Source organism: Microbacterium testaceum (genome assembly GCF_020781835.1).
Lineage (GTDB): Bacteria > Actinomycetota > Actinomycetes > Actinomycetales > Microbacteriaceae > Microbacterium > Microbacterium testaceum_H.
In genome coordinates this window covers 430,247-455,400 of sequence record NZ_JAJGNJ010000002.1, presented here as the reverse complement: position 1 = coordinate 455,400, position 25,154 = coordinate 430,247, and the positions used below count along the sequence as shown (strand labels likewise).

Genomic DNA, 25,154 nt, shown 5'->3' with positions numbered 1-25,154 from the left:
GTTCGGCTGGGCGTTTCGCGGCTGTGGGTCGTGGGGTGTCGTGTGAGCAGGGGTGCTGAGGGTTGGGTGCGTGGTGGCGCGAGCGCGTGCTTGGCGTCGCGTTAGGACGGGCTCGATGCGATGCGTCGGGGTGTCGGCGGGTTCTTTGGTGGTTGTGTGGCGCGGCCGGGTGGACCGGCGGCGTGTGGGAGCTTCGGCGGTGAGGTCGGGCACGTGTGTGGTCTTTCGGGTGAGCGTCAGCTAGGTGGCGGGAAGCAGGCTCAGCCCGCTGTCGTCGACGACGAGGATGTCGCCGGCCTCGGTGACGGTGATTGCCTGAACGGTGCCGTGCACGGAACCAACGTTCCGCCACACTGGATCAGCGGTCGTGCTGCTCCAGATGGCCCCCTTCGTTCCGACGCCGATCAGGCGTTCACGGTCCGGGGATGAGGCGATGACAAAAAGGCTGGGGGCGTCCGGAACGGAACCGAATGTTGCTCCGCGATCGGTACTGACGCGGAGTCCGTCCGGGGTCGCGGCGATGATACGGCCCGTGGCGTCGACGGCGAGACCGAAGACGAGCAGAGTCGCGCCTGTTGGAGCCCACGTGGCACCGAGGTCGGTGCTCGCCAAGATGAGGCCGTCGCCGGTTTCTTGTCCGTACAGGGTGCCGTCCGGTGCGGCGGTGAGGACGTGGAAGTCTTTCTCGCCGGTGAACGCCACCGGCTCCCATGTCGTGCCGCCGTCGCTGCTGCGGATGATGCCGAGGTTCCCTTCCCCAAGCTCCTCGGGGGTGCCTCGGCCGGGGTGGCCGGAGGCGATGAGGGTGTCGTCGACGGCGGTGAGGCCCATGGCGTCGAAGCCGTAGCTGCCGACGCGGGGGCCGAGTTGCCCGTCAGTCGTGGCGGCGTAGAGGCCTTCGTGGGTGCCGAGGAGGAAGCCGTCATCGTCAGGTGCGGGCACGATCGTGTGAACGTGTGGCATCGCTGTGTCGGTGTGGTCGCTGCCGGTCGATGGCGGTTCGGCTGCGGCGCAGCCGGTGAGCAGCAAGCTGGTGAGCGCGACGAAGCTCGCCGTCGCGGGCAGGTGAATGCGCATTCGCACCCTTTCGATTCCAGGGTGAGGACGCCTTGCGGGGGCGTCCTCACCGGTGGGGTGCGTTAGAGCTGCGCGAGCAGTTCCTGCATCTGGGCGATTTCGGCGGTCTGCGTGTCGACGATGGTCTGCGCCATCGCGACCGCGTCAGGGTTCTGGCCGTTGTCGACTTCGTCTTGGGCCATCTCGATCGCGCCTTCGTGGTGCATCGTCATCTGCTCGAGGAACAGCCGGGACGCCTCGGCGCCGGTGGCGGCTTCCAGTGCGGCCATGTCGTCCTCGCTCATCATGCCGCCGCCGTGGTCCATGCCCTCCATGCTGTCCATATCGGGCATGTCGGCGGCCCACTCGGTCAGCCAGGACTGCAGCTGGTCGATTTCGGGCTGCTGGGCGGCCTTGATGTCGGAGGCCAGGGTGAGCACGTCCGGGTCGATGCCTTCCTTGTCGAGGATGATGTCGGCCATCTCGACGGCCTGCTGGTGGTGGGGGATCATCATCTGCGCGAACATCACGTCCGCGTCGTTGAAGTCTGCCGTCGCCGTGGACGATGAGGACGGGGACGAGCTGCTGCCGTGGTCCATGCCGGGCATGGACTCCGAGCCGGAGCCGTCGGCGCAGCCGGCGAGGGTGAGGGCGGCGGCGAGGGTGAGCGCAGCGGTCGCTGCGGTACGAATCTTCATCAGGGTTCTCCAAATACAGGGGTACGTGAACGAACACCGGTCGCATCGACAGGTGCGTAAAGGCGGAGCCGGCAGGAGTGCGCCGGCTCGGCCGCATCACGTACGACTGATGCAGAGAGCTGTGAGAGAAGGCGGCCGCGGCCTCGGCCTGCCGGGAAGCGCGGCACTGAGTGGCCGCGGGCGTGGCAGGACCGACAACCACACCTGGCTCGGGCGGAGTCGGGCCAGCAGCAGCACGCTAGCCAGCAGTGCCAGCACACACGCCATGGCCAACATGTCGGCGTGGCCTGAGCCACAATCCGCACACCCTTCGTCCGTCACGGTGGCACCGGGATGGTGATCATCCGCGGTGGCGCTGGCGGTGGCGACGGTGGCTTGGTGGCCGATGTTGGCGGCGGTGTGGGTGTTGAGGGAGTGCATGGCCAGCAGGCCGACGATGACCGCGCCGGTCAACGCGATAAGCAGCAGCAGCGTGCGGGCCATGGATCGACTGGCGTGGAGCCGGTCTGTCAGTGTGATCAGCGACATGTCACCTCCCTCCCTTCCACGGTACGTCACTCCTGTCAGCGATCGGCAACTGCGTCCGGGCTGAGGTCCAGGCGTCGCAGCAGTTGAGCATTGAGGGCCACGACGATGGTGGACAGCGACATCAGAATGGCGCCGACAGACATCGGCAGCACAAACCCGACGGGGGCGAGCACCCCGGCGGCCAGGGGGACGGAAATGAGGTTGTACCCGGCGGCCCACCACAGGTTCTGCTTCATCTTGCGGTAGCTGGCGCGAGACAACTCGATCACCGACAGCACGGAGCGGGGATCGTCACTGGCAAGAATGACACCGGCGGACGCTATCGCCACATCAGTGCCCGCACCAATGGCGATACCGACGTCGGCTTGCGCGAGAGCCGGTGCATCGTTGACCCCGTCACCGACCATGGCGACCTTGCGGCCTTCGCTTTGAAGCTCCTTGACCTTGGACGCCTTGTCCTCCGGCCGGACCCCGGCGAAGAACCGGTCGATACCGAGGTCGGCGGCGACGGAGGCGGCGACCGCTTCGGCGTCTCCGGTGATCATGACCACCTGCACACCCCGCTGATGCAGAGCGTCAACTGCGTTGCGGGACTCGGGACGGATCTCGTCCGCCAGGCGCAATGCCCCTGCGACCTGCCCGTCGACGAGAACGTGCAGGATGATCGCGCCCTCCTTGCGCCACTCATCCGCGACCGGCAGCTCGGCCGCGCCCTCCTGCTTCAGCATGTACGGGCCGCCGACCTGGACGGTGCGACCGGTCACCCGCGCACGGACACCGACGGCCGGTGAGGACTCAAAGTCGAAGGCAGCGGGAACGGTGAACTGCTTCTCCTGCGCGGCGTTCACGATCGCCCGAGCCAGAGGGTGTTCCGAGTCTGATTCGGCGGCGGCGGCCCATCTGAGCAGCTCGTCTGCCTCGATACCAGCGGCCGGGTCGATCGCGGTGACGGCGGGGGTGCCCTTGGTGAGGGTGCCGGTCTTGTCGAACAGGACCGTGTCGACGGTGCGCATGCTCTCCAGCGCGAGGCGGTCTTTCACGAGCACACCGCCGCGGGCGGCGCGCTCGGTCGCGATGGACACCACCAGCGGGATGGCAAGGCCCAGGGCATGCGGGCAGGCGATGACGAGGACGGTGATGGTGCGGATCACGGCTTGGTCGGGGAGCCCAACCAAGGTCCAGACCGTGGCTGTGATCGCGGCCGCCCCGAGAGCGAACCAGAACAGCCACCCGGCGGCACGGTCCGCGAGGCGTTGTGCGTGAGAGGAGGAGTTCTGCGCTTCGGTGACGAGTTTCTGGATGCCGGCCAGCGCGGTGTCCTCCCCGACCGCAGTGATTTCGACCCTCACCCCGGAGTCGGTGGCGACGGTGCCTGCGATGACCTGGTCGCCGTCGCTGCGGCGAACCGGGCGGGATTCGCCAGTGATCATCGACTCGTCCATGCTGGCCGACCCCTGCACGATCCGACCATCCGCGGGGACCCGCCCGCCGGGGCGGACAACGACGACGTCACCAACTTGCAGATCGGCGGGGGCGACGGTGACAGTGCTGTCGCCCTCGACCTTTTCGGCCTCGTCGGGTAGGAGCGCGGCGAGGGAGTCCAGGGCGGAGGTGGTCTGGGCGAGGGAACGCATCTCGATCCAGTGCCCGAGGAGCATGATGACGATCAGCAGCGCCAGCTCCCACCAGAAGTCCAGCTCGTGGTGCAGCAGCCCTATGCTGGCCCCCCACGAGGCGAGGAACGCGACGGTGATCGCGAGGGCGATGAGGAGCATCATGCCGGGCTTGCGGGCACGGAGCTCGCTGACGGCACCGGTGAGGAACGGGGCGCCACCCCACACATACATGACGGTGCCGAGGATGGGGGACACCCATTCCACCCATGCGGCGTCGGGCAGCGGGTATCCAATCAGCATCGAGAACATCGTGGAGAACCCCACGACCGGCACAGCGAGAATCAGCATGATCCAGAACAGGCGCCGGAACCCGGCAACGTGATCGCCGTGTCCGGCGTGCCCGCCGTGGTCGGCGTGGCCGTGTCCGGACTGTCCGGCGGCGGGTGCCCGGTCGTCTTTGCTCTGCGGGTGACTCATCGCCGCGTGGTCGTGTTCGGCGGTGGCCGCCGGGGCGTGGTGGTTGTGGTGGTCGTGCTGGCTCATCGGAGCCTCCTTCTCTGGGTGCGCCGGTGCGGCGGCACGTTCAGGCCGGTTGGGGCACGGGAACAAGGGTCGTACGGGCGGGTGCCGGGTCGGGTCGGAACCGGCGCAGCCGAAGGCTGTTGGTCACCACGAACACCGATGACAACGCCATCGCCGCCGCAGCGACGAGAGGATTGAGCAGGCCGGCCATGGCTATCGGAATGGCGGCGACGTTGTACGCGAACGCCCAGAACAGGTTTCCCTTGATGGTGTCGAGAGTGCGGCGGGCGAGGCGGATCGCGTCCACGACGACGGTCAGGTCGCCGGAGACGATGGTGATGTCGCTGGCTGCGATCGCGGCGTCCGTGCCTCCACCCATGGCCAGGCCGAGGTCGGCGGCGGCGAGGGCGGCGGCGTCGTTGACGCCGTCACCGACCATCGCGACAACGTGCCCGTCGTCCTGGAGCTGGCGGATCACGTCGAGCTTTCCGGCGGGAGTGACCTCGGCGTGCACGTCGGAGATACCTACCTCGGCGGCGATCCGCGCGGCGGTGGTGGCGTTGTCGCCGGTCAGCAGCACCGGGCGCAACCCGAGCGCCTGGAAGCGGGTGATCGCGGCGGCGCTGGTCGGCTTCACGGTGTCGGCCACCCCGATTGCGCCGAGGTACTCTCCGTCGCGACCGACCGCGATTGCGGTACCACTCTGCGCGAGAGCGCGCAGCTCAGCGGCGGCTTCGGCCGGCGGGTGGATGCCCCACTGATCGGCCAGCCAGGACGCTCGGCCGGCGACGATCGCCGCCCCGTCCACGATGCCCTGGACGCCAAACCCGGCGTGCGACGCGAAGCTGTCCGCGTAACCGCTCGCGGGTGCAGCAGTGACGACGGCGCGGGCGACCGGATGCTCAGATCCCGACTCGACCGCCCCGGCAACGCGCAGCAGTTCGTCCGGGGTGACGTCGTGGGCGGGGCGAATGTCGGTGACGGTCATCTGACCGGTGGTGACGGTGCCGGTCTTATCGAGCACGATGGTGTCGATCGTGCGGGTCTGCTCCAGCACCTGCGGTCCGCGGATCAGGATTCCCAGCTGGGAACCGCGGCCGGTCCCGACCAGCAACGCGGTGGGGGTGGCGAGCCCGAGCGCGCAGGGGCACGCGATGATCAGGGTGGCAACGGCCGCGGTGAAGGCCAGCTCGAGCGAGGCTGCGGCGATTGTCCAGCCGAGGAACGCGGCCACGGCCAGTCCGATGACGATGGGGACGAAGACGGCAGAGACGCGGTCAGCGATGCGCTGCACCTTGGCCTTGCCGGTCTGGGCTTCCTCCATCAGCCGGCGCATGCGGGCAAGCTCTGTGTCCGCGCCGACCCGGGTGATTTCGACCGTGAGGCGACCACCGACGTTCACCGTGGCGCCGACGACACGGGAACCGGTGGTCACCTCGACGGGTACCGACTCTCCGGTGAGCATGCTGGCGTCGATCGCGGAGGAACCATCGATCACCAGACCGTCAGAGGGAACCTTCTCCCCCGGTCGAACCAGTACGGTGTCTCCGACCGCGAGCTGCGCGACCGGCACCGTCCGTTCGACGCCGTCGACGAGCCTTGTGGCGTGCTTCGCGCCCATCTCCAGCAACGCCCGCAGCGCCTCCGACGATGATTTCTTCGCCCGTGCTTCGGCGTACCGTCCGGCGAGGATGAATACGGTGACCAGCGCCGCGACTTCCAGGTAGATCTCATGGCCACCCGCCTGCGGGGCGCCGACGAGGGTAAAGGTCATCGTCATCCCCGGCATACCTGCCCCGCCGAAGAACAGTGCGTACAGGGACCACCCGAACGCCGCGATCACACCGACGCTGATGAGGGTGTCCATAGTCGCCGCGCCGTGACGGGCGTTGACCGCCGCGGCCCGGTGAAAGGGCCACGCCCCCCATACCGCGACCGGCGCGGTGAGCGTGAGGGCCAGCCACTGCCAGTACTCGAACTGCAACGCCGGGACCATCGACAGCACCGCCACCGGCAACGACAGTGCGGTACTGATCAGCAGGCGCCGCCGCAGCGTCCCGACCTCGCCGTCCTCTCGGTCCGGGGTGTTCTCATCGATGTCATCGCTCGTCGGCGGTGCGGGAAGGGCTGCCTGGTATCCGGCGGATTCGACGGTGGCGATGAGGGTGGCGGGGTCGACGTCGTGCCCGCGAACACGCGCTTTTTCGGTGGCGTAATTCACCGACGCTTCCACACCGGGAAGCTTGTTCAGCTTGCGTTCGATCCGGGTCGCGCACGACGCGCACGTCATCCCGGAGATATCGAGCTCGACGTCGACCGTGCTCATGCGGGGCTACCTGCCACGGTGTAGCCGGCCTCCTCGACCGCGGCTTTTACGGCGTCAGAGTCGATCGGCGCGGCGCTGTGAATGGTGACCCGTGACGTACCGCGGGCGTTCAGGTCAACTGTGACGTTCTCCACACCGTCGATCGCGGTCAGCTCCTCGGTGACGCTCGACACGCAGTGCGAGCACGTCATCCCGTCTACCAGGACGTCTTTCGTGACGGCGGCGGAGCTCGATGCGGGAGCGTCCGTCGCTGCGGATGTGGTGCAGCAGGCGCAGCCGGCGTTGGTGTCTTTCAGACCGAGGTCGATGCGGTCAGTCATGATGTGCTCCTTCAACGGGATTCGGTGTGATCAAGAACGGACGAGTCGGGCGATGGCGTCGTTGGCCTCACGGATCTTTTCCGCAGCTACCTGGCCACCTTCGGCGCTCGCTTCCGCGACGCAGTGGCTCAGGTGGTCGCCCAGCAGGGACAGCGCCACTGTTTCCAGGGCCTTCGTCGCGGCAGACACCTGCGTGAGGATGTCGATGCAGTATTTGTCTTCGTCGATCATCCGGGCGATCCCGCGCACCTGACCCTCGACCCGACGCAGTCGCTTCTGCAGGTCGTCTTTGTTGCCGTCGTATCCGTTCACAGGTATACCATACCCCCCTAGGGTATTGATAGCAACAGGACGGGGTAATCACCTCGCACCCGGCGTACAGCGTTCTGTTTATTCAGTGTTCTCTGTATTCTCGGTGTCATGTCCACCGCGACCGCTACCGCCACCGTGACGCACACGGCTGCACTTGCCCGCCTGGGCCACGCACTCTCTGACCCGACGCGCGTGGGTGTCCTCCTGGCGCTGCGCGAAGCACCCGCCTACCCCTCGGACCTGGCCGACGCCCTTGCCGTCTCTCGTCAGGTCATGTCGAACCAGCTCGCGTGCCTGCGCGGCTGTGGCCTCGTCGAGGCTGTGCCCGATGGTCGACGGACCTGGTATCGACTCGCCGACGCACACCTGGCCCCCGCCCTCGACGAGCTGCTGCGCGTCGTCCTCTACGTCGAGCCCGGCTGCTGCGCCGGAGAGAGCTGCACCTGCGCATGACCACCACCGCTTCCCGCATCGCTGACGACCGCCGACAGGTGCTGCAACGCCGCATCCGGTGGATTGTCACGGCGACGATCGCCTACAACCTGATCGAGGCCGTGGTCGCGATCGCCGCCGGCACGGTGGCATCCTCGGCCGCGCTGATCGGGTTCGGCCTGGACTCGACGATCGAGGTTCTGTCGGCGGCCGCGGTCGCCTGGCAGTTCACCCGTCGCGACCCCGAGCGGTGGGAGAAAGGCACGCTCCGCGTGATCGCAGTCGCGTTCTTCGCCCTCGCCGCGTACGTGACGGTCACGTCCGTCCTCGCACTCGTCGGCCAGGTCGACGTCGAGCACTCCACACTCGGCATCGTCATCACCGCCCTCAGCGTCGTCATCATGCCGTTCCTCTCCCTCGCGGAGCGTCGAGCCGGCCGCGAACTGGGATCGGCCACGGCCGTCGCAGACTCAAAGCAGACCCTCATCTGCACCTACCTCTCCGCAGCCGTACTGGTGGGCCTTGTCGTCAATAGCTTGTTCGGTTGGTGGTGGGCCGACGCGATCGCCGGCCTCGTCATCGCCGCGTTCGCGATCCGCGAGGGCATCGAGGCATGGCGCGGCGACGCCTGCGCCACCTCAGTCGGGATGCTCTTGGAAGACGAGCACGACCATGACGACGAAGACGACGACGACGCACACCACCACTAGGCCGCGGTGCATCGCGAATCACACCGGACGTCCGCTCTCGCGGCATGACGGTGGCGGTCAGTGGTGACCCTGGTGGAGTTCTCGGACTTGGGGGCCTGTGGGCGTGTGATGACAGTCGTTGAAGCGAGGCTACGCGAGAGCTGCTTGACGAGGTCCGCCTACGTCGTCCGATGCGGACTTCATCTCTAGGTGCAGTCCGCGGCCGACCTCTCCGGGTTGTTGATCACGAGGTTTTCCTCGGCTGCTGCGGGCACTACGCGTGGGTGACGGAGGTCGACTCCTCCTCCTGGATGTGAGCTGTTTCGATTTGGAAGGTGGAATGAAGCACGGAGACCTCGAAGTGGTCGGCGACACATTCCTTCACTTCCTCCAGCACGTTTGCGGCGTGGCCGTCGGAGAAGCACTGGTCTTCAACCACCACGTGAGCGCTGATAGTGGGCAACCCAGTCGCAACAGTCGAAGCGTGGAGATCATGGACGTCTTTGACGTGCTCGAGCTTGAGAATGTGCGCACGAACTTGGTCGAGGTCCAACCCGGGAGGCGTGAATTCCATGAGGACGCTGGTGGTCTCCCGCAGGAGTTTGAAGGCCCGCGGCACGATGAGCGCGGCGATCAGCAAGCCAGCGATCGCGTCAGCCTGCATGAAGCCTGTGGTTGCGATCACGATCGCTGCCACGATGACACCAAGCGATCCGAGAGCATCGTTCAGGACTTCGAGGAACGCAGCGCGCATGTTGAAGTTCGCCCCGCGAGTTGAGGACAGAAGGACTATTGCGACGATGTTGGCTGTGAGGCCGATGATGCCGAACACCAGGAGCTCGGTTCCCGGCACCTCGGGCGGTTCGAACAAGCGGCGAATGCCCTCGATGGCGGTGTAGGCGCCGACGAGGAGGAGCAGGGTCGCTTGTCCCATCGCGGCGATGACCTCGATGCGACGGAAGCCCCAGGTGCGTTTGGCGTTGGCCGGGCGCAACATGAGGGTTGCAGCGATCAGGGCGACTAGGAGGCCAGAAGCGTCCGTTATGGCATGTGCAGTGTCGGTGAGTAGCGCGAGGCTACCAGTGACGATGGATCCGATTGCTTGGGCGGCGACAATGGTCGCTGTTAGACCCAAAGCGATCCAGAGCCTCTTTCGGTGGTCGCGCGGTTCGCCTGCGGCGCCTGGCGGGGAGCCGTGATTGTGCCCTGGGCCCATTAGCGGATCTCCGTTCTCTCGGTGCGAGCAAGGTGGGGCTCACGAAGGTGGGTGTGCAGCTGGGCGTGGGTTCCGGTGGCGCTAAGGAGCGATTGAGCCGCGTTGATGAGGGCGGCGATTGCGTTGGGGTCGGTCAGGGAGTACCACGAGGAGCGGCCCTCCGGCCGGACCGTGATCAGACGACACTCGAGCAGGAAGCTCAGGTGTTTACTCACGGTGGATTGCGCGAGACCGATGTGTTCGACCAGATCTCGCACGCGGTGTTCGCCGGACGCGAGGTGCTGCAACACGGCCAGTCGAGTCGGGTCGCCGAGGGCATCGAACAGATGCGCATAGACCTCGGTGGCGCTCGTATCGAATGCGGTGACCTGTAGCGGTTCCATCGCCATATGACGATGATATCGTCGTTGATAGATACGTCAACGTTCGTTCGAGGTTAGGAGCGAAGTTCTCACCCACCGTGGCGGGCGTCGCTCGCGGCAAGCTTCTGGAGGCGGGCGTTGTACGCCTCCAGCTCTGCCTCGCCGGTGCGGTCGGCGTGTCGATCCCGGCGTTTGGTTTCGCGGTCGTCGCTGCGGCTCCACTGGATCGCCACAGTGATCGCGAGGATGAGGGTGGGAATCTCGCCGATCGACCAGGCAATACCACCACCGGCGTACTGGTCTTCTAGCGGTGTCGCGCCCCAGGTTCGACCCATGGCGCCGAACCACTCGGGGATCATGAGGCCTTCCTGCATCATGATCGCAATGCCGAAGAAGGCGTGCATCGCCATGATGCCGATGAGCAGCAGCAGCCGCCCCGGGTACGGCAGGCGGTACGGCACCGGATCAACGCCGATGAGCGAGAGCACGAACAGGTAGCCGGTAATGAGGAAGTGCGTGATCATCCACTGGTGTCCGAGGTGGTCGTAGAGCGACCACCGGAACAGGTCGGTGTAGTAGAAAACCCACAGTGACCCGATGAACAGCCCGGCCGCGACGAACGGGTTGGTCAGTATCCGGGCGACCGGGGAATGCACGGTCCACAGGATCCATTCCCGTCCCCCACGGGTACCGTCCTCGCGCTTGCGGATCGCCCGGGCCGCGAGCGTGACCGGGGCGCCGGCGACTAGGAGGACGGGGATTGCCATGGTGAGCAGCATGTGCCCCACCATGTGCATGCTGAACAGGTAGTCCTGGTAGACGTTGACGACACCGCCGGTCACCCACACCAACAGGACCATCCCCAAGACCCACATGATCGTGCGGTGTACGGGCCACGTGTCGCCACGGCGACGTAGGCGCCACACGCCGGCGAGGTAGAAGAAGACCGCGAATGCGGCCACGACAGCCCACAGCAGGTCGATGTTCCACGCGGTGAACCATCGGTCAATGGTGAGCTCGGGGGGCAGCGGTGCGCCGGTGAGGCGTTCCGCAGGGGACGGGGTTTCGGGAAGCGGTGTCGGGTTCGGTGGGGGTGTGCGTGCCAGCGCGGCGGCTGCGCCGCTGGCCAGGCCCATGACCGCCAGCTCGAAGAAGACGAGCATCCAGAAAGACCGGCCGATGCGGTCGGAATCCCGCATCGTGCCGATCAGGCGGGCGCGATACCAGGCCCCCAAGAAGCCCAGCGCGATCAGCGCCAGCACCTTCACGGCGAGGATCGTTCCGTACGGGGAGAGCAACGCCGTCCAGTCCTGCAGGCCGATTGCGGCACGCACTGTGCCGGACACGGCAACGAGCATGAACGCGGCCAGCGCGATGCTTGAGTAGCGGGCGACGACGTCAGCGAGGCGGTCCCGCGACAGAAGTGGTCGAACGACGACGAGCAGCAAGAGTCCGCCGACCCATACGGCGGCGCCGATGATATGCAGGATGAGCGCCATCATCGCCTCGTGGTGGAACGCGTCGTCGCCGGAGTGCCCTTGCGTACCCATCGGCACCAGGGCGGCAACGGCGGCGGCTGTCACGAAAAGCGTGGCCGGCCAGGACCGGACCGCGAAGGTCAGGACCGTGAGCATCGCGCCCGCGACGGTGGTGATGAGCCAGGTGCGACCGACCTCGGTCTCGACGAGGAACCGGCCGAGCTGCTGCCCGAATACCGGCCCCGCGTCCAGCGCCGGGTTGAGCACGCTAACGAAGGTGAAGAATCCCGTCGCCCCGGCGGCCACGGTGAACACCGCCGCGGCGATCGAGGCGGTATCCAGGGCGACGTCGAACTCCCGCTCACCCGCTCGCAGGGTAAAGAGCGCCGTCACGAGCACACCGACCATGCCCGCCGCGGCCAGGTTCACGATCAGCTTCGCGGTCGGGAGGCCCCACCGAACGATGGGGCCAGCGTCGCCGAGTTGCAGGCCTGCTGCGCCCCCACCGAACGCCAGGCCCGCGACAAGGGCGACAAGCGCGGTTACAACGAGGATTGCGGGACCCACCGTGCGGAGGATGCGTGGAGTGAGTAGCGGACCGGTTACGCCCTGCGCGGAAGGGGGACGGGTAGCGGTAGGGGGCATTGGTGGGCTTTCCGTGAGCGCGGTGTGGGGGTCAACTGAGACCGGAGTAGGCGTGGAGACCCTTGAAGAACATGTTGACGATCGTGAAGTTGAATAGCACCGTGACGAAACCGATGATGCACAGCCAGGCCGAGCGGGTGCCGCGCCACCCTCTGGTCGCGCGGGCGTGGATGTACCCGGCGTAGAGCACCCAGATCACGAAGGTCCACACTTCCTTGGTGTCGAATCCCCAATAGCGCCCCCAGGAGTCGTTGGCCCAGATCGCGCCGGCGATCAGGGTGAAAGTCCAGAAAACGAACCCGACGATCACGAACCGGTACGCGAGGGCTTCGAGAGCGTCCGCGGTAGGCAGCGTCGCCAGGAACCGCGGGCCCCCGGCACGAGCCGAGGCTGTGTCGGCGCGCCGTTCCCGGCGGATTTGCATGAGCTGGGTGACCGCGAGCCCGCAGGCGATCGCGAACAGGGCCGTAGCGAGCGAGGCGACGAAGACGTGGATGACCAGCCAGACACTCTTGAGCGGGTCCATCAGCGGAACGACCTCGACGTAGAACGTGATGGTCGCCCCGCCCAGTAGCAGCACGATCATGCCGATCAGGAACGCGCCCAGGAAGCGGAGGTCGTAGCGGCGCAGCACCAGCAGGTATACGGCGACGATCAGGACGGTGCCGGTCAGCGCAAACTCGTACATGTTCGCCCACGGCACCCGCTCCGCGACGATCCCGCGCAGGATGGTGCCGGCCAAGTGGAACAGGAACGCAAGGACAGTCAGCGACGTCCCGATCCGCGCCCACAGCAACCGTTGACGCTGCGCGGGCGGCGTGCGAACACTGTCCACCGACGCTCTCTGGGCGTTTTCCGTCTGCTGGCCCGCCCAGGCGGCGGCGCCGGCCAGGGCAGGCTCCCGCTGCGGGACGCTGGCGGGGACGGAGCGCACGGCCAGGTCGATCGTGTACGCGATGAACGCGAGCAAGTAGGTGGCGATCGCCGTCCACACCAACAGCAGTGAGATGCCGTCCAGGGAGAGCGCGTCAGTTCCGGTCATGGCAGGGTCGTCCTCTTCGTCGTTTCGGTCAGGGGGTGCCCGCGAGCGGGGTGGCGCGGTAGATCCGTGCGGCACATGGGTCAGCCCGCGTTCGCTTCCAGCCAAGCCAGCGAGTCCACGGCGGTTCCGTCGAGGTAGACCTCGAAGTGCAGATGGTTCGCGGTGGAACGTCCCGTGCTGCCGACGAGTCCGACCAGCTGCCCGGCCGTGACGGTCTGCCCGGCAGCGACCTGCCGACTTCCGGTCTGCATGTGCGGGTACACCGTGCTCACCTGTTGCCCGTTCAGCACGGATTCCACCACGACGGTGACCCCGTATCCGCCGTAGCTGTCCTGTGAGATCCGCACGACGCCGTCGACGGACGCGTAGACGGGGGTTCCGCCGGCAGTGACCATGTCGGTGCCCATATGCGCGCCGCCTCGAGCACCGAAGCGGTCGGTCACGGTGAACGGACCGCCCACCGGCCACCGCACGGCTCCGCTGCCTTGCGGCACGATGCTGTAGTCGAAGGGCACCGAGGCGACCTGTGCGGAGGCCCGCGCACGCTCTGCGGCTGCTTCTGCCGCCTTCTTCTGGTCGATCTCCGCCTGGGTGGTGGCCGAGTAGCTCTCCCGTGTGAGCTGCGTCCCAGTCGCGTCGGAGGCGACGATCAAGGATTGCACGTCCTCGGACGCGACTTGCTGCAGTGTCGGGATCTCGAGGTCCGCCGGCTTCCAGGCGGCATACGCGGGGAGAGCGAAGGTCGCGATCAGGCCGGTGACCACCATAAGGACCGCCAGGGAGCGCACTGGACGCAGCGCGACTACCCGACCACGGGCGGACGTCTCTGCGGGCGGGCGCCGTGGCGGGCGGGTGATGATGCTGGTGGCTGGTGGCGTGGCGGAGCGGCGGAGGCTGCGGCGCGTGGGGGGCGTCTGGGGCTGGTCGCCGCCGCCTGGTGGGGTGGTCTGGTTAGTCATGATGTCCTGGTTCGTTCCGGGTCAGATGGACACGCCGCGGTCGGCGAGGAAGGTGATGGGGTTGACCGGGGAGCCGTTCACGTAGGCCTCGAAGTGCAGGTTGCAGCCGAACGCGTTGCCGGTGTTGCCTTCGCTGCCGATCAGGTCGCCGGCGTTCACGCGTTGGCCGTATCCGACGTAGAAGCCGCCGGGGCGGATGTGGGCGTATCCGGTGCCGATCCCGCCGCCGTGGTCGATCTTGATGTAGTTGCCGTAGCCGCCGTTGTAGCCGGCGTAGACGACGGTGCCCGCCGCGGCGGCGTAGATCCCCGCGCCGCACCCGCCGCTGAGGTCGACGCCGTAGTGGTAGCTGGTCGAGCAGTACCCGTTGCCGCACTGGGAGCTGCGTGGCCCGAACCCCGAGGTGCGGTGCCCGGATGTCGGTCGCGCCCACCCGGAGCTGACCACACCCCCGCCGCCGCCCGAGGCGGCGAGTCGTTCCGCTTCGGCGCGCTCCGCCGCTCGCCGCTGCTCCTCGGCGAGGCGAGCAGCCTCCACCCCGGCCTGATAGTCGGCGATGGTCTTCGCGGTGGTGTCCTCGAGGGCGGTGAGTTGGGCCTGAAGTTCGCCGAGGTGGAGGGTCTGCGCGTCCAGCGCGGCCTGCGCGGCATCGGCGGCCTGCTGCGACTCGAGCATCTTCTGCTCGGCGACTTGCTGTAGCCGGTCGCGCTCATCCCGGGCCACCACCGCCTGATCGGTCAGGCTCTGCGCGGCATCGCGGGCGGTCAGCGCCGCAGCGTAGACGGCCTGGTTGCGTTCCAGCAGCTTGTCCATCACGCCCAGCCGGGACAGGAGATCGTCCGCGGTCGCGGCCGACCCCGAGAAGAACAGCTCGAGGGAGGTGGTGTCGCCCCCGTCGCGGTACAGCTGCGCGGCGATGCGGCCGGCCTTGTTCGCCGCATCGGTCGCGTTCTGCGCCTCCACGTCGGCTTGGGACTGCAACGTGTCGGCGCGAATGGATGCGTCGAAGTACTCCTGCTGGGCGGTGTAGAACGCACCAGCGGCCTGCTCGGCGGCGGTGCGGGTGCGCGCCACGTCACCGGTCAGGCTTTGGATGAGGCCCCGGATCCGCTGCACCTCAGCAGCTTTGGTCGCCTCGTTCGTTTTCGCGGCCTGCACGTCCTCCCAGGACGGATAGGTCGCCGCGAACGCTGCCGGCAGCAGCGGGCCGGCGACCAGGACGGCGACCGGGCTCAATGCTCCCGCGGTCAGCAGAGTGCGCCGGCTCACACCAGCCCGGAATGCGCTGCTCTCCGCGGGCGTGGGCGCGCACCCGCACTCCTCCGCCGTCAGGGCACCAGGAAGGGTGAGAACGCTGCGCGTCGCCAGCGTTCGCAGCGACCCGGCAAGTCGACCTCCGGCAGGCCTCGCCCGTGGCGTGTTCATGGCTGACTCCCCGGACCAGTCGGACGATCTGCGCCGTCCGCACGCGTGCGAGCGCGGTGGAAGAATCCCGCCGCCATGAAAGCACCGGCGGCGGCGAGGACGACAAGAGCGGTGAGCCAGGGCCCGAGGATTACCGCCGGGGTGAGTCCGGTGCGCAACGGGACAGTGCTGATCGACGCGTCAGCGGTGTCGACACCGATGCTGTCGACGGTGGCGCCGTCCGGGGCGATGACCTGGCTAGTGCCGACTGTGGAGACGTTGACGACGGCGCGGCCGGTTTCGATGGCGCGCATCCGGGCGAAGGCGAGCTGTTGCAGGTTTTCGTCGGTGCCACGGAAGTCAGCGTTGTTGGTCTGGAAGACGTACACCTCCGCGCCCGCACGTGCGCCATCCCAGATCACGGTGTCGTAGATCACGTCGAAGCAGATCGCCAGCCCCACCCTGACATCCCCGACCTGCACGATGGGTGGGTTGGTGCCGGGGGTGTATTCGCGTTGGATCAGTCCCACCAGGTCGGGGACGATTAGCTCGTAGAACCACCGGTCGGGCACGTACTCCCCGAACGGGACCGGGTTGACCTTGTCGTGCCACTGCCGGTCCGTGGGTTCTGCAGTCCACAGCAGGGACGTGTTGAAGACATCGTCGCCGCGGGTGGTGGCGGCGTTCATCAGTAGCGGGGCCTCGGCCGAGCGCACGACCCGGTCCAACGCCTCGGCGGCGGCGGGATCACTGAGCGGGTCGGCGTCGACGCCGCCCTCCGGCCAGGCCAGCAGATCCATCGGCTGCCCATACAGCGGCACAGTGGCGGCGGTCTGCGCGGCCAGGACGTCGCCGGGCGCCTTGTCGTCGAAGTACCCGGTGGGGCCGTCGCCCTGCACCCATCCCACGCGGAACTCTCCGGCCGACGCGGTGGGGAACTGCGGTGTCACGACCAGGAGAACAGCGACGCTCACGGCGGGGTGCAGCCCGAGCATGAACCGGATGCCGCCGGCGCGGATCCACTGCACCACAGAGGCGCACACCATGACGATCAGCAGGGACAGGCCCGTCACGCTCGTCCACGACGCGGCCTCCGCGAGCGGCCCGCCCACCTGGGTCATTCCGAGGCGCGCCCACGGGAACCCGGAGTACGGCCACGCACCCATCACCACCTCACGGGCCGTCCACAGAGCCGCGATCAGCGGCGGTACCGCGAGCAGCTGCACGAGGCCGCGGGCCGGATAGCGGGCGGTCCACCGGTAGGCGAGCGCGATCGGCACCGCGCCCGCGCCGAAGAGGACCGCTTCCAGCCCGGCGAGGGCAAGCCACGGCACCGGGCCGAGGAACTCCCCCACCCACACCAGATGAGTGGCGAAAAACACAGCGCCAAAGACAGTGCCGACCAGCAACGCCCCGCCGATGCTGCGGCCGATCAGTGCCACCAGGGCGACAGCGACGCTCACGAACGTCAACGGCCACCACCCCACCGGTGCGGAGGCGAGATCCAGCAGGAGGCCGGCTGCCGCGGATGCCAGCACCGCCGCCCACACCGGCAGCGACCATGCCGCAACGGTGCGGCGCGGCGTCTCCTGCTCCTGCGCGGCGGCCGGGGCGGGTGTCAGCAGGGACGTGCGCATCGGTTAGCTGTCTTTCTGGTGGAGGCGGGTGAGGTAGTCGTTGTAGGCGTCAAGCTCGGGATCGCCGTGCGCGTCGGCGCGGCGGTCGGCGGCGGTTGCTTGGGCGGTGTCGTCGCGGAACCAGCGGTGCATGACGTACAGGAGCATCAGCAGGGTGGGGGCCTCGCCGTAGGACCATGCCAGCCCACCGGCGAGGCGTTGGTCTTCGATCGGGTCGATGCCCAGCGCGCTCGTCGGGCCGGCGAATTCGTCGATGAGGGGGGGTGGTGGCCATCATCAGGAAGACGCCGAAGAAGGCGTGCAGGGCGGCTTCGGCGAACACGTCCAGGGCGCGGCCGCCGTGGCTCATCCGCACCGGCAGCGGGTCGGAAGACAGGATCGGGATGGTGAACAGCATCCCGGCGACCAGGAACCCGACCTCGAGAAGGGTATGCCCGGTGACGGTGGACAGGATCGGGTCGGCGAAGTTCGCCAGGTACAGACCGTAGAACGCGGCCAGGTAGAGGGGCACCGCCAGCCACGGGCTGAGCAACCACCGCGCGGTGCGACTGCGCAGCCCAGCATGCGCGGCACGCAGCACCAGGAGACCCGGGCCGTGGTGCGGGGTGGCACGCAACAGCAGGGTGCCGGGAGAGCCGAGGACCAGCAGCGGCGGGATTGCCATCATCAGGGTGAGCTGCTGGAACATGAACACCGAGAACAAGGCGTACCCGTAGTTCTCCACCGCCAGCCCGGTTACAGCGGCAAGGGCGACGCAGCCGAGCAGGAAGCTGACCGTCCTCCACACCGGCCAGCCGCGGCTGCGCACCCACATGCGGATCGCGCCAGCAAGATAGACGACCGCGAGGAGTCCCGCGAGAATCGGCAGTACCGGAGCCGGAAGCGGGGCCGGCGTGAGAAACCCGCCCAGGGTCGGCGGGGCATCCGGGATCCACACGGTCATCACAGCGTGTCCTTCGCCGGCTGGTCTACGCCGAGGGTCTGCGCGTGGCGGGTCGCGAGCTCGTCGACCGCGCGCGGCAAAGCGGGGTCCTCGCCTCGGGCCAGTCCCGCGTACTCGACGCGCACACCATCCGAGGTGGTGCGGGCTTTCACCCAGAGCCGACGGCGGGGCACGAACAGCCCGGCGAACAGGCCTAGGGTGGCAAGCACGGAGAACCCGAGCACCCAGCCGCTGCTGGGATCGTTCTGCATCTGCAGCGACGCGAACCGCTTCACCGGCTCCTCCGCCGTGACTTCCTCCCAGGTGATGGTGCCCCACCCGTTCGGCAAGTCGACAGTGGCGCCGGGGGTGAGCTCAAGGGAGTCGGCGGCGGTGTCGCCACCGGTGTGCTGGGTAAGCCCGTCAACCTCGAGGGTATACACCGATCGGGGGGTGCCGTCGTCGATGCCGAGATCCCCGCTGAACACGTTGAGAGTGATCACCGGGTTGATCACGTCCGGATAAACGGAGGTGAACGCGCCGGAGGGCAACACCCCCTGGGTGGGGTAGAAGAACCCGACCAGCCCGACCTGCTCAGGCAACCCGTCCGGGACCTTGATGATCCCCAGCGACGTCATGTTGGAGTCCTGCGGCAGGAACGGCTGCGACTCGCTGTACACGACCTCGCCAGCGGCGTCGCGAATGGTGAGGGTGGGGGCGTACCCATTGCCGAGTAAGTAGATGCGGTCGCCTCCGACGGTGATCGGGTAGTTCACGATCACGCTCTGCGCCCGGTCGTCCTGCCCGGGCTGGCGGATGGTGACGTCGGCGGAGAAGTCGCCGGCCTGGCCGGCGCCGGGCGTGCCGGGCAGGCGATAGGAGACCTGGAAGTCATCGAGGGTGAGCGAGTAGGGGGCAAGCCCGGTGCCGTCGACGAACCGGCCGGGGTTGAACGAGGAGTAGTCGCTGAGGGCGTTCACGAACGTGGTGCCCTCCACCACCACCCGCTGCCCCGTGTACGCAAACGACCCCCCGATCGCCACGGAGACGAGCACGCCCACGAGGGCGACGTGGAAGATCAGGTTGCCGGTCTCGCGCAGGTAGCCGCGCTCGGCCGACACCGACGCCGCGCCGCGGGCGTCGTAGCGCTCCACCCGGTATCCGGCTCTCCGCAGCTGCGCTGCCGCGACGTCGATCGCGTGGGAGGCCGGGTCGGTCTGCCCCTCCCCTATCGGCAAGGTCAACTCCCGATACTCCGACAGCCGCGATAGGCGTGCCGGGGTGCGCGGCGGGCGAGAGCGCAGCGCCTTGAAGTGGTGCTTGGCGCGCGGGATCACGCAGCCGATCAGGGAGGTGAACAGCAGCAGATAGATTGCGGAGAACCACGGCGACAGGTACACGTCGAACAGGCCCACCGCATCCGCGAGGGGGAACACGTCGGGGTTGTCCCGCTCCCACTGGGTGACGCCGTTGGGGTCGGCGCTGCGCTGCGGGAACAGCGATCCTGGCACGGCGGCGATCGCGAGAAACAGCAGCAGCACCAGCGCGGTGCGCATGCTGGTCAGCTGCCGCCACGCCCACCGCAGCCAGCCCGTGATGCCCAGCGCCGGCTGGGTGATCTCGGTCGCGGATTCGCTGTCGGCGTGGTCGCCGGGGCGCAGCGGGTCGGCGGTGACGTCGGTGCCGGTGTCAGAGCGGGAGGGGGACATTGATCACCACCTGTTGCAGCTGCGACATCAGCGCCGTCCACAGCCCCGTCACCATCAGCAGGCCGAGGGCGATGAGCATGGCCCCGCCGATGATGTTCAGCGCGCGAATGTGTCTCCGCAGGAACGCCACCGATCGCGATGCCCACCCCCACCCGGCCGCGAGGATCAGGAACGGGATGCCTAAGCCCAGCGAATACGCCAGACCAAGCAGGCCTGCGCGGGCGGGGTCGCCGAGGTTCCACGACATCGAGATGATCGCCGCGAGCGTCGGGCCAATGCACGGCGTCCAGCCGACACCGAGCGCGAACCCGAGCAGCGGCGCCCCGATCAACCCCGCCCGACCCTGCGCGCGGGGCCGGAAGGTGCGCTGCGCGATCCCGAAGAACCCAAGGAACACCAGCCCCAGGGCGATGATGACGACCCCGAACACACGAGTGAGGATGCCCGCGTACTGCAGCAGCAGGAACCCGAAGGCGCCGCCGAGGATCGTGACGGCGACGAACACCACCGTGAACCCGGCGATGAACAAGCCCACGCCCAGCAGCAGCCGGGCACGCTCCGCCCTCACGATGCCTCTACCGTTCACCGCGGGGGCCACGGATGTCGTGGTGGTGCTGCCGAGGTAGCCGAGGTAACCGGGCACCAGCGGCAGCACGCACGGGGACACGAACGAGACCAGGCCGGCGAGGATCGCGACCGGGACAGCGACCCACAGGGCGCCGTCGACGACCATCTGTCCCGGGTTCACGAGGCGTCCTCGGCGAGCGTGCCCGCGACCAGGGTGGACAGGATCGACGCACCGGCCAGCTGCCCGATGATCCGCGCCGCGACCCGCCCCTCCTGGTCGATGACGAGGGTCGTCGGGGTGGCCTGGATCGGGGTTGCCTGCGCGAACGCGAGCTTCACCTTTCCGTCGTTCACGTCGATCACGCTCGGGTAGGTGACGTTGTTGTCACGGGCGAACGACTGAGCGGTGGCGGGCTGGTCGTAGGTGTTCACCCCAAGGAACGCGACACCCCGATCCTGGTAGTCCTGCCAGACCTCCTCGAGCATGGGCGCTTCGACGATGCACGGCCCGCACGCCGCATACCAGAAGTTCACCACCAACACCCCGCCTCGGTAGTCGTCACTGGACACCGTCTCGCCGGTCTCGGTGACGCCCTCGAACACCACCGGCGCGCCGCGGTCCCCCGCTGGGATCTCGACGACCTGAAAGTCACCGGCGATGAACCCCTTCTCGTTCCCGTCCCGGTACTGCTGCGCAAGCGAGTCGCTGGACGTGCACCCGGCCAGCAGCAGCGCCGCGACCAGCGTCACGGCGGCAACGACTCGGCGGCGGATCATGCGCGCTTGACCTTGATCAGGGCGCCGGCGACCAGGAACACGACCGCCGCGACTGGCTGCGCGGCCGTCCACACCGGGCCGGTGAACGGGAACGGGAACACCGGGTTCCAGATCACCGCGATCACGACGAACACCGGCAGCCACCACCACTGCCGCGCCTGGACCGCGAACCACCCCACGATGACCGCGAGGATCGCCGCGACGAACAGCACCACCGTGAACCAGTCCCCGACCATCAGCACCGGCGCGAGGAACAACACCGCCGCCGCGAGCAGCCCCGGCGCGAACGCGTTGCGCTGGTATACGGACGGGGTCCGCTGCTTCGCCATCATGACCCGCTCACCACTGAGCCCGCCGCAGGAGACGCACCGGTTGTCGCGCTCGCGCGCGCGCGGCGGTGACGAGCCCACAGGCTCAGGCCGAGGACGATGACGCCGGCGCCGAGGGCGACGTCGGCAAGGTTCCCGATGAACAGGTTCCCGTAGGCGAGGAAGTCGGTGACGTGCCCGACCCCGAACCCTGGCGGCGAGAAGAGTCGGTCGATGAGATTTCCGACCGCGCCACCCAAGATCAGCCCGATCCCCGCCGCCCAGATTCCTGTTCTCGCCCGTGCCGCGGCAACGACTAGTACCACCACCGCACCGACCCCGAGAAGGGTAAGCAGCCCTGTGAACCCCGCACCGAGCGAGAGGATCGCTCCCGGGTTGAACGCGAGCTGCAGGCCGAGTAGGTCGCCTAGCAGCGGGATGCGCTCGGTCTGACTCAATCCGCCGATCGCGGCCGCTTTCGTTGCCTGGTCGATAAGGACAACCACGCCGGCGGCCAGGCAAGCGATCGCGAACCGTCGGGTCTGCTCACGACTCATCGGCAGGCTCATCCTTCCGTGCGCGGGTGTTCTTGCCGGCGGCGGCTGCCCGGTCGCGGCGGCGGCGCTCTCGGCCCATCATGAGCACGATGATCAGGCCACCACCGAGCACGACCACAACGCCCAGAACGGCGAGCCCGGGGAAGATCTCCCCTCCCCCGGAGGGGCCGTTGTGAACATCGCCAGCGGGAGTGGCCGTGGCCGTGGCCGTGGGAGAAGGTCTGGGCGTCGGTTCCTCGGTGGCGTCGGGGGTGGGGATACTGGGGGACACCGGCACGGCTTCGACGGTGTACTGGTACTCGTTGCTGATCGGGTGCCCGTCGCTGGAGACGACCCGCCACCGCACCGTGAACACTCCAACCTGGCCCGGCTGGACAGCCTGGGTGACGGTTGTTCCGTCGACGATCGGGTCTCCGGTGGCGATGTTCTGCCCGTCCGCAGCGATGACCTCAACGATCACTGCGCTGAAGTCGGCGAGGATCTCGCCGCTGAACGTCAATGAGATCTGCTCCGGGACCTCACTGACCATGCCCGCGGCTTCTGGGGAGGACGAGACGATCTGGTCATGCGCCGCCGCGGGCGGTGCGGCAGCGAACAGCAGACCGACAGCGATCAGCACCCCCGTTACAGCGGAGAGCAACCGGAGCCGCCGACGATTGCCAGACATGCGCGGCGTGCGCAAGGATGCACGAGAGGTTGTGGGCTCTGTGGTCATAGGGACGGTCCTTTCAGGGCCGGTTGATGATGTGCTGGGCAATCGTCGTTGCGTCTCTCCAGACCCCCGCGACGGTGTCGGAGCCACGGCCGCCGTACTGCGGCATCCCCGCCACGAACAATCCGGGAAGACCGGTCATGGTGCGTCGAGGCCGCGCAGAGCCGTTGGGTTGCGGCAGCCAACGGTCGCCGGGGTCGTAGCCGGTGGCGAGGATCACCGACCGGGGAGACACCTGTGTGCCATCGGCGAAGGTCACCACGGCGCCGTTCGCGGCCTCGACTGCGGGGGCGATTGTGACGCCCCGGCGGCGCAGATGCTCGTAGCTGTCGCCGAAGATGGGCTCGGGTCGCCGCGTACGGGAGAACAGCGGCACGCTTTCGCCTGCCATGGCGGGGTAGCTCATCGCGGGCCGAGGCTGGCGCGGAGTGCGGGTGGACAGAGTGACGGTGTGTGAGGCAGACAGTTCGCGGGCCAGTTGCACGCCGCTGTTCCCGCCGCCGACGATCAGCACGTCGCCGGTGGGAATCTGCTTCGGATACAAGTACTCGCTGCTATGGATCACTACCCCCGGCGCCGTCAGCCCGTCCGCCCAGTCCGGGACCCGGGGGTGAGTGTGCGCACCTGTCGCGCAGACCACGTTGCGGGTTTGCACCTCGCCCACTGTCGTCGACAGCAACAGCGTCGAGCCGTTGCCCCGATGCTCCACCCCGGTAGCCCGGACATTCCAGACGGTCTCCACACCCAGGCCGGCTTCGACAAAGGTGAGGTAGTCAGCCATCTCATCCGCTCGAGGATGCCGGCGTTGATCACCCAGCAGCTGGCGCGGAGACAGCGCACTGTGCCGGGCGTCGCTGAGCAGCTCCATCGAATGCCACCGCGACGTCCAGGAACGCTGCCCCGCCGCGGCCGCGTCCATCACCACGAACTCGTGCTGTGGTCGCAGACCCTCCGCGATCAACGCCGCGGCGACCGCGAGTCCCGTCTGCCCGGCGCCGACGATGATCACCCGGCGATGCGATAACCCCGCCCGCATCACCGGCCACCGTTCACCGCGGCCTGAATGGCGTTCTCGAGGTCATCCCATTCCTGCAGCTCGGCGATCTCACCATCCACAAAGAACGTCGGAGTGCTGCTCACCCCGAGAGCACGCCCCTCCTGGAAGTCCGACTCCACCCGCTCCGCCGTCGACGGGTCAGCCACAGCGGCATCGTAGGCAGCCATGTCCAGCCCGAGCTCTTCCGCGAAACCGCGGAACAGGTCAGCGCGCGACTCCTGCGCCTCACCCCACTCCGCCTGGGTCTCAAACAACCGGTGGTACATGTCCTCGAACCGGTCCTGCTGCGCCGCCGCCTCGGCGGCAAGGGCCGCGTTCTTCGAGTTGAAGTGACCTGGGAGCGGGAAGTACCGGACGACGTAGGTGATCTCCCCCGTGAACTGCTCCCGCAGATCCTCCACGATGGGGTAGAAAGCGCCACACGCCTCACACTCGAAGTCCAAGAACTCCACCACGGTGACGGCACCCTCGCCTCCGTCATCGAGAACATGCGAACTCTCTCGCAACACCTGCGGCGGCGAGGAACCTTCCCCAGAGGCAGGGGTTTGACTGCGGTCGATAAGGACGTAGATCAGCGCGGCCACAACCATCACCGCTACGACGGCAGCGGTGATGAGGGTCACCTTTAGAGGGGTTTTCATCGGGTACTCCAAACCAAGACACGGCACAGGGAAGATCCCGGGCACGCAACCCCGGGACGAAGCACCACCCCGCGGGGCGGCGTGCCAGATTTCAGGTTCGAGAAAGACCCAACTGCGTCAACGACAACATCACCGGATGCGCGCGCAGAGCCGGCACAGCAAGCAGCGAAGGCACCCGCGACACCTCACTGAGAACGGGCGATATCCGTCGATGCCACAGCGTTCGCAAGGCCACCATGAACGTCAGGCCACACAGAACACCAAACACACACAACGCCGCACCGGCCAGCGCGTTCGATCCGGACCATGCGCCGCTGGCGGCTTCCTCGTGCTCTGCGGGGGCGTCGGCCACCGGTTCCACGTGCGGGTCCATCAGCCCGGATACCAGGAGCGGAATAGACGCCGCCTCGCTCGATTCCGCATGCGCCGTTGCAGCCAGACCGAGCATCAGTAGCAACGCCAGACCGATGCTGGTAATGAGCCTCATTATCAACCACTGCTCGTTCAGCGTCGCGGAACGCGGAATCCGGGCCGAAGAGACCATCCCCCACAGCCTACCGCGCACACCAAAGAGCACTCAGACGCCGCCACATCTCTGCTGGCGAGCGGGCGTCGGAGCCCCTTCCCCCCAGGCCGATCGCGGAGGCCCGCAGGCCTTGTCC

The 25,154-nt window shown here is 67.8% G+C and carries 25 protein-coding genes and 1 pseudogene; 2 read left to right on the top strand and 24 right to left on the bottom strand.

The genetic code is table 11. The features are described 5' to 3' along the window. Window positions 1–240: 240 nt before the first annotated feature. The 7 genes from LL239_RS04755 to LL239_RS04725 form a co-directional block, all read right to left on the bottom strand. A complete protein-coding gene (locus LL239_RS04755) occupies window positions 241–1,077 on the bottom strand; it encodes a F510_1955 family glycosylhydrolase (protein WP_228162291.1) in 837 nt (278 codons plus the stop codon). A gap of 62 nt (window positions 1,078–1,139) precedes the next feature. Beyond that, window positions 1,140–1,754, bottom strand: coding sequence for a DUF305 domain-containing protein (locus tag LL239_RS04750; RefSeq protein ID WP_228162290.1), 615 nt, complete (start codon window positions 1,752–1,754; stop codon window positions 1,140–1,142). 96 nt (window positions 1,755–1,850) lie between these two features. Next, entirely contained in the window at window positions 1,851–2,282 is a 432-nt protein-coding gene (locus tag LL239_RS04745; RefSeq protein WP_228162289.1) for a DUF6153 family protein, read from the bottom strand. A gap of 35 nt (window positions 2,283–2,317) precedes the next feature. After that, window positions 2,318–4,441 (bottom strand): heavy metal translocating P-type ATPase, encoded by a 2,124-nt coding sequence (locus tag LL239_RS04740; protein WP_374197610.1) that lies wholly within the window; start codon window positions 4,439–4,441, stop codon window positions 2,318–2,320. A gap of 40 nt (window positions 4,442–4,481) precedes the next feature. Next, window positions 4,482–6,746: a heavy metal translocating P-type ATPase gene (locus tag LL239_RS04735; protein WP_228162288.1), complete on the bottom strand. Its 2,265-nt coding sequence runs from the start codon at window positions 6,744–6,746 to the stop codon at window positions 4,482–4,484. Further along, complete coding sequence (locus LL239_RS04730; RefSeq protein WP_228162287.1) at window positions 6,743–7,066, bottom strand: heavy-metal-associated domain-containing protein; 324 nt, start codon at window positions 7,064–7,066, stop codon at window positions 6,743–6,745. The genes LL239_RS04735 and LL239_RS04730 overlap by 4 nt, the downstream gene beginning before the upstream one ends. Before the next feature lie 30 nt (window positions 7,067–7,096). Beyond that, window positions 7,097–7,378 (bottom strand): metal-sensitive transcriptional regulator, encoded by a 282-nt coding sequence (locus LL239_RS04725; RefSeq protein ID WP_114587688.1) that lies wholly within the window; start codon window positions 7,376–7,378, stop codon window positions 7,097–7,099. A 108-nt stretch (window positions 7,379–7,486) separates the two neighbouring features. On the opposite strand from LL239_RS04725, the gene LL239_RS04720 reads away from it, so the two are divergent. Together LL239_RS04720 and LL239_RS04715 are read left to right on the top strand one after the other, a co-directional pair. After that, on the top strand, window positions 7,487–7,831 hold the full coding sequence (locus LL239_RS04720; protein ID WP_228162286.1) for an ArsR/SmtB family transcription factor: 345 nt from the start codon (window positions 7,487–7,489) through the stop codon (window positions 7,829–7,831). Then, window positions 7,828–8,520, top strand: coding sequence for a cation diffusion facilitator family transporter (locus LL239_RS04715; RefSeq protein ID WP_228162285.1), 693 nt, complete (start codon window positions 7,828–7,830; stop codon window positions 8,518–8,520). The genes LL239_RS04720 and LL239_RS04715 overlap by 4 nt, the downstream gene beginning before the upstream one ends. 253 nt (window positions 8,521–8,773) lie before the next feature. Here LL239_RS04715 and LL239_RS04710 read toward each other — a convergent pair whose 3' ends face one another. The 17 genes and pseudogenes from LL239_RS04710 to LL239_RS04630 form a co-directional block, all read right to left on the bottom strand. Next, complete coding sequence (locus LL239_RS04710) at window positions 8,774–9,715, bottom strand: cation diffusion facilitator family transporter (RefSeq protein ID WP_228162284.1); 942 nt, start codon at window positions 9,713–9,715, stop codon at window positions 8,774–8,776. After that, entirely contained in the window at window positions 9,715–10,104 is a 390-nt protein-coding gene (locus LL239_RS04705) for an ArsR/SmtB family transcription factor (RefSeq protein ID WP_228162283.1), read from the bottom strand. The genes LL239_RS04710 and LL239_RS04705 overlap by 1 nt, the downstream gene beginning before the upstream one ends. A gap of 62 nt (window positions 10,105–10,166) precedes the next feature. Continuing rightward, window positions 10,167–12,200, bottom strand: coding sequence for a bifunctional copper resistance protein CopD/cytochrome c oxidase assembly protein (locus LL239_RS04700; RefSeq protein ID WP_228162282.1), 2,034 nt, complete (start codon window positions 12,198–12,200; stop codon window positions 10,167–10,169). 31 nt (window positions 12,201–12,231) lie between these two features. Beyond that, window positions 12,232–13,242: a c-type cytochrome biogenesis protein CcsB gene (gene ccsB / locus LL239_RS04695; protein ID WP_228162281.1), complete on the bottom strand. Its 1,011-nt coding sequence runs from the start codon at window positions 13,240–13,242 to the stop codon at window positions 12,232–12,234. Window positions 13,243–13,322: 80 nt separating this feature from the next. Further along, a complete protein-coding gene (locus tag LL239_RS04690) occupies window positions 13,323–14,009 on the bottom strand; it encodes a M23 family metallopeptidase (RefSeq protein WP_228162280.1) in 687 nt (228 codons plus the stop codon). A gap of 213 nt (window positions 14,010–14,222) precedes the next feature. After that, window positions 14,223–15,626 (bottom strand): M23 family metallopeptidase, encoded by a 1,404-nt coding sequence (locus LL239_RS04685; RefSeq protein WP_228162279.1) that lies wholly within the window; start codon window positions 15,624–15,626, stop codon window positions 14,223–14,225. Beyond that, complete coding sequence (gene lnt, locus LL239_RS04680) at window positions 15,623–17,242, bottom strand: apolipoprotein N-acyltransferase (RefSeq protein ID WP_228162278.1); 1,620 nt, start codon at window positions 17,240–17,242, stop codon at window positions 15,623–15,625. The genes LL239_RS04685 and lnt overlap by 4 nt, the downstream gene beginning before the upstream one ends. A gap of 3 nt (window positions 17,243–17,245) precedes the next feature. Next, window positions 17,246–18,185: pseudogene (locus LL239_RS04675) on the bottom strand (cytochrome c oxidase assembly protein). Then, on the bottom strand, window positions 18,185–19,873 hold the full coding sequence (resB, locus tag LL239_RS04670) for a cytochrome c biogenesis protein ResB (RefSeq protein WP_228162277.1): 1,689 nt from the start codon (window positions 19,871–19,873) through the stop codon (window positions 18,185–18,187). Before resB ends, LL239_RS04675 begins: the two are co-directional and overlap by 1 nt. After that, window positions 19,854–20,621, bottom strand: coding sequence for a cytochrome c biogenesis CcdA family protein (locus tag LL239_RS04665; protein ID WP_125132024.1), 768 nt, complete (start codon window positions 20,619–20,621; stop codon window positions 19,854–19,856). Before LL239_RS04665 ends, resB begins: the two co-directional genes overlap by 20 nt. Beyond that, complete coding sequence (locus LL239_RS04660; RefSeq protein ID WP_228162276.1) at window positions 20,618–21,217, bottom strand: TlpA family protein disulfide reductase; 600 nt, start codon at window positions 21,215–21,217, stop codon at window positions 20,618–20,620. Before LL239_RS04660 ends, LL239_RS04665 begins: the two co-directional genes overlap by 4 nt. Next, on the bottom strand, window positions 21,214–21,549 hold the full coding sequence (locus LL239_RS04655; RefSeq protein WP_228162275.1) for a DUF6804 family protein: 336 nt from the start codon (window positions 21,547–21,549) through the stop codon (window positions 21,214–21,216). Before LL239_RS04655 ends, LL239_RS04660 begins: the two co-directional genes overlap by 4 nt. Continuing rightward, window positions 21,546–22,082, bottom strand: a complete 537-nt coding sequence (locus LL239_RS04650; protein WP_228162274.1) for a signal peptidase II — start codon at window positions 22,080–22,082, stop codon at window positions 21,546–21,548. Before LL239_RS04650 ends, LL239_RS04655 begins: the two co-directional genes overlap by 4 nt. After that, window positions 22,072–22,701: a copper resistance CopC family protein gene (locus LL239_RS04645; RefSeq protein WP_228162273.1), complete on the bottom strand. Its 630-nt coding sequence runs from the start codon at window positions 22,699–22,701 to the stop codon at window positions 22,072–22,074. The genes LL239_RS04650 and LL239_RS04645 overlap by 11 nt, the downstream gene beginning before the upstream one ends. Window positions 22,702–22,810: 109 nt before the next feature. After that, complete coding sequence (locus LL239_RS04640) at window positions 22,811–23,803, bottom strand: flavin-containing monooxygenase (protein ID WP_308218561.1); 993 nt, start codon at window positions 23,801–23,803, stop codon at window positions 22,811–22,813. 26 nt (window positions 23,804–23,829) lie between these two features. Further along, a complete protein-coding gene (locus tag LL239_RS04635) occupies window positions 23,830–24,492 on the bottom strand; it encodes a DsbA family protein (RefSeq protein WP_228162272.1) in 663 nt (220 codons plus the stop codon). A 91-nt stretch (window positions 24,493–24,583) separates the two neighbouring features. After that, a complete protein-coding gene (locus LL239_RS04630) occupies window positions 24,584–25,036 on the bottom strand; it encodes a hypothetical protein (protein WP_228162271.1) in 453 nt (150 codons plus the stop codon). Between the last annotated feature and the right edge of the window lie 118 nt (window positions 25,037–25,154).

Bases quoted from the DNA above. Each gene is read 5' to 3' on its own strand.
- LL239_RS04635 (WP_228162272.1), bottom strand. From the start codon at position 24,492: ATGAAAACCCCTCTAAAGGTGACCCTCATCACCGCTGCCGTCGTAGCG.
- LL239_RS04730 (WP_228162287.1), bottom strand. From the start codon at position 7,066: ATGACTGACCGCATCGACCTCGGTCTGAAAGACACCAACGCCGGCTGC.
- LL239_RS04745 (WP_228162289.1), bottom strand. From the start codon at position 2,282: ATGTCGCTGATCACACTGACAGACCGGCTCCACGCCAGTCGATCCATG.
- LL239_RS04690 (WP_228162280.1), bottom strand. From the start codon at position 14,009: ATGGTGGTCACCGGCCTGATCGCGACCTTCGCTCTCCCCGCGTATGCC.
- LL239_RS04700 (WP_228162282.1), bottom strand. From the start codon at position 12,200: ATGCCCCCTACCGCTACCCGTCCCCCTTCCGCGCAGGGCGTAACCGGT.
- resB (WP_228162277.1), bottom strand. From the start codon at position 19,873: ATGTCCCCCTCCCGCTCTGACACCGGCACCGACGTCACCGCCGACCCG.
- ccsB (WP_228162281.1), bottom strand. From the start codon at position 13,242: ATGACCGGAACTGACGCGCTCTCCCTGGACGGCATCTCACTGCTGTTG.
- lnt (WP_228162278.1), bottom strand. From the start codon at position 17,242: ATGCGCACGTCCCTGCTGACACCCGCCCCGGCCGCCGCGCAGGAGCAG.
- LL239_RS04715 (WP_228162285.1), top strand. From the start codon at position 7,828: ATGACCACCACCGCTTCCCGCATCGCTGACGACCGCCGACAGGTGCTG.
- LL239_RS04650 (WP_228162274.1), bottom strand. From the start codon at position 22,082: ATGAGTCGTGAGCAGACCCGACGGTTCGCGATCGCTTGCCTGGCCGCC.
- LL239_RS04755 (WP_228162291.1), bottom strand. From the start codon at position 1,077: ATGCGCATTCACCTGCCCGCGACGGCGAGCTTCGTCGCGCTCACCAGC.
- LL239_RS04750 (WP_228162290.1), bottom strand. From the start codon at position 1,754: ATGAAGATTCGTACCGCAGCGACCGCTGCGCTCACCCTCGCCGCCGCC.
- LL239_RS04630 (WP_228162271.1), bottom strand. From the start codon at position 25,036: ATGGTCTCTTCGGCCCGGATTCCGCGTTCCGCGACGCTGAACGAGCAG.
- LL239_RS04655 (WP_228162275.1), bottom strand. From the start codon at position 21,549: ATGATGGCGAAGCAGCGGACCCCGTCCGTATACCAGCGCAACGCGTTC.
- LL239_RS04720 (WP_228162286.1), top strand. From the start codon at position 7,487: ATGTCCACCGCGACCGCTACCGCCACCGTGACGCACACGGCTGCACTT.
- LL239_RS04710 (WP_228162284.1), bottom strand. From the start codon at position 9,715: ATGGGCCCAGGGCACAATCACGGCTCCCCGCCAGGCGCCGCAGGCGAA.
- LL239_RS04740 (WP_374197610.1), bottom strand. From the start codon at position 4,441: ATGAGCCAGCACGACCACCACAACCACCACGCCCCGGCGGCCACCGCC.
- LL239_RS04705 (WP_228162283.1), bottom strand. From the start codon at position 10,104: ATGGCGATGGAACCGCTACAGGTCACCGCATTCGATACGAGCGCCACC.
- LL239_RS04685 (WP_228162279.1), bottom strand. From the start codon at position 15,626: ATGAACACGCCACGGGCGAGGCCTGCCGGAGGTCGACTTGCCGGGTCG.
- LL239_RS04735 (WP_228162288.1), bottom strand. From the start codon at position 6,746: ATGAGCACGGTCGACGTCGAGCTCGATATCTCCGGGATGACGTGCGCG.
- LL239_RS04660 (WP_228162276.1), bottom strand. From the start codon at position 21,217: ATGATCCGCCGCCGAGTCGTTGCCGCCGTGACGCTGGTCGCGGCGCTG.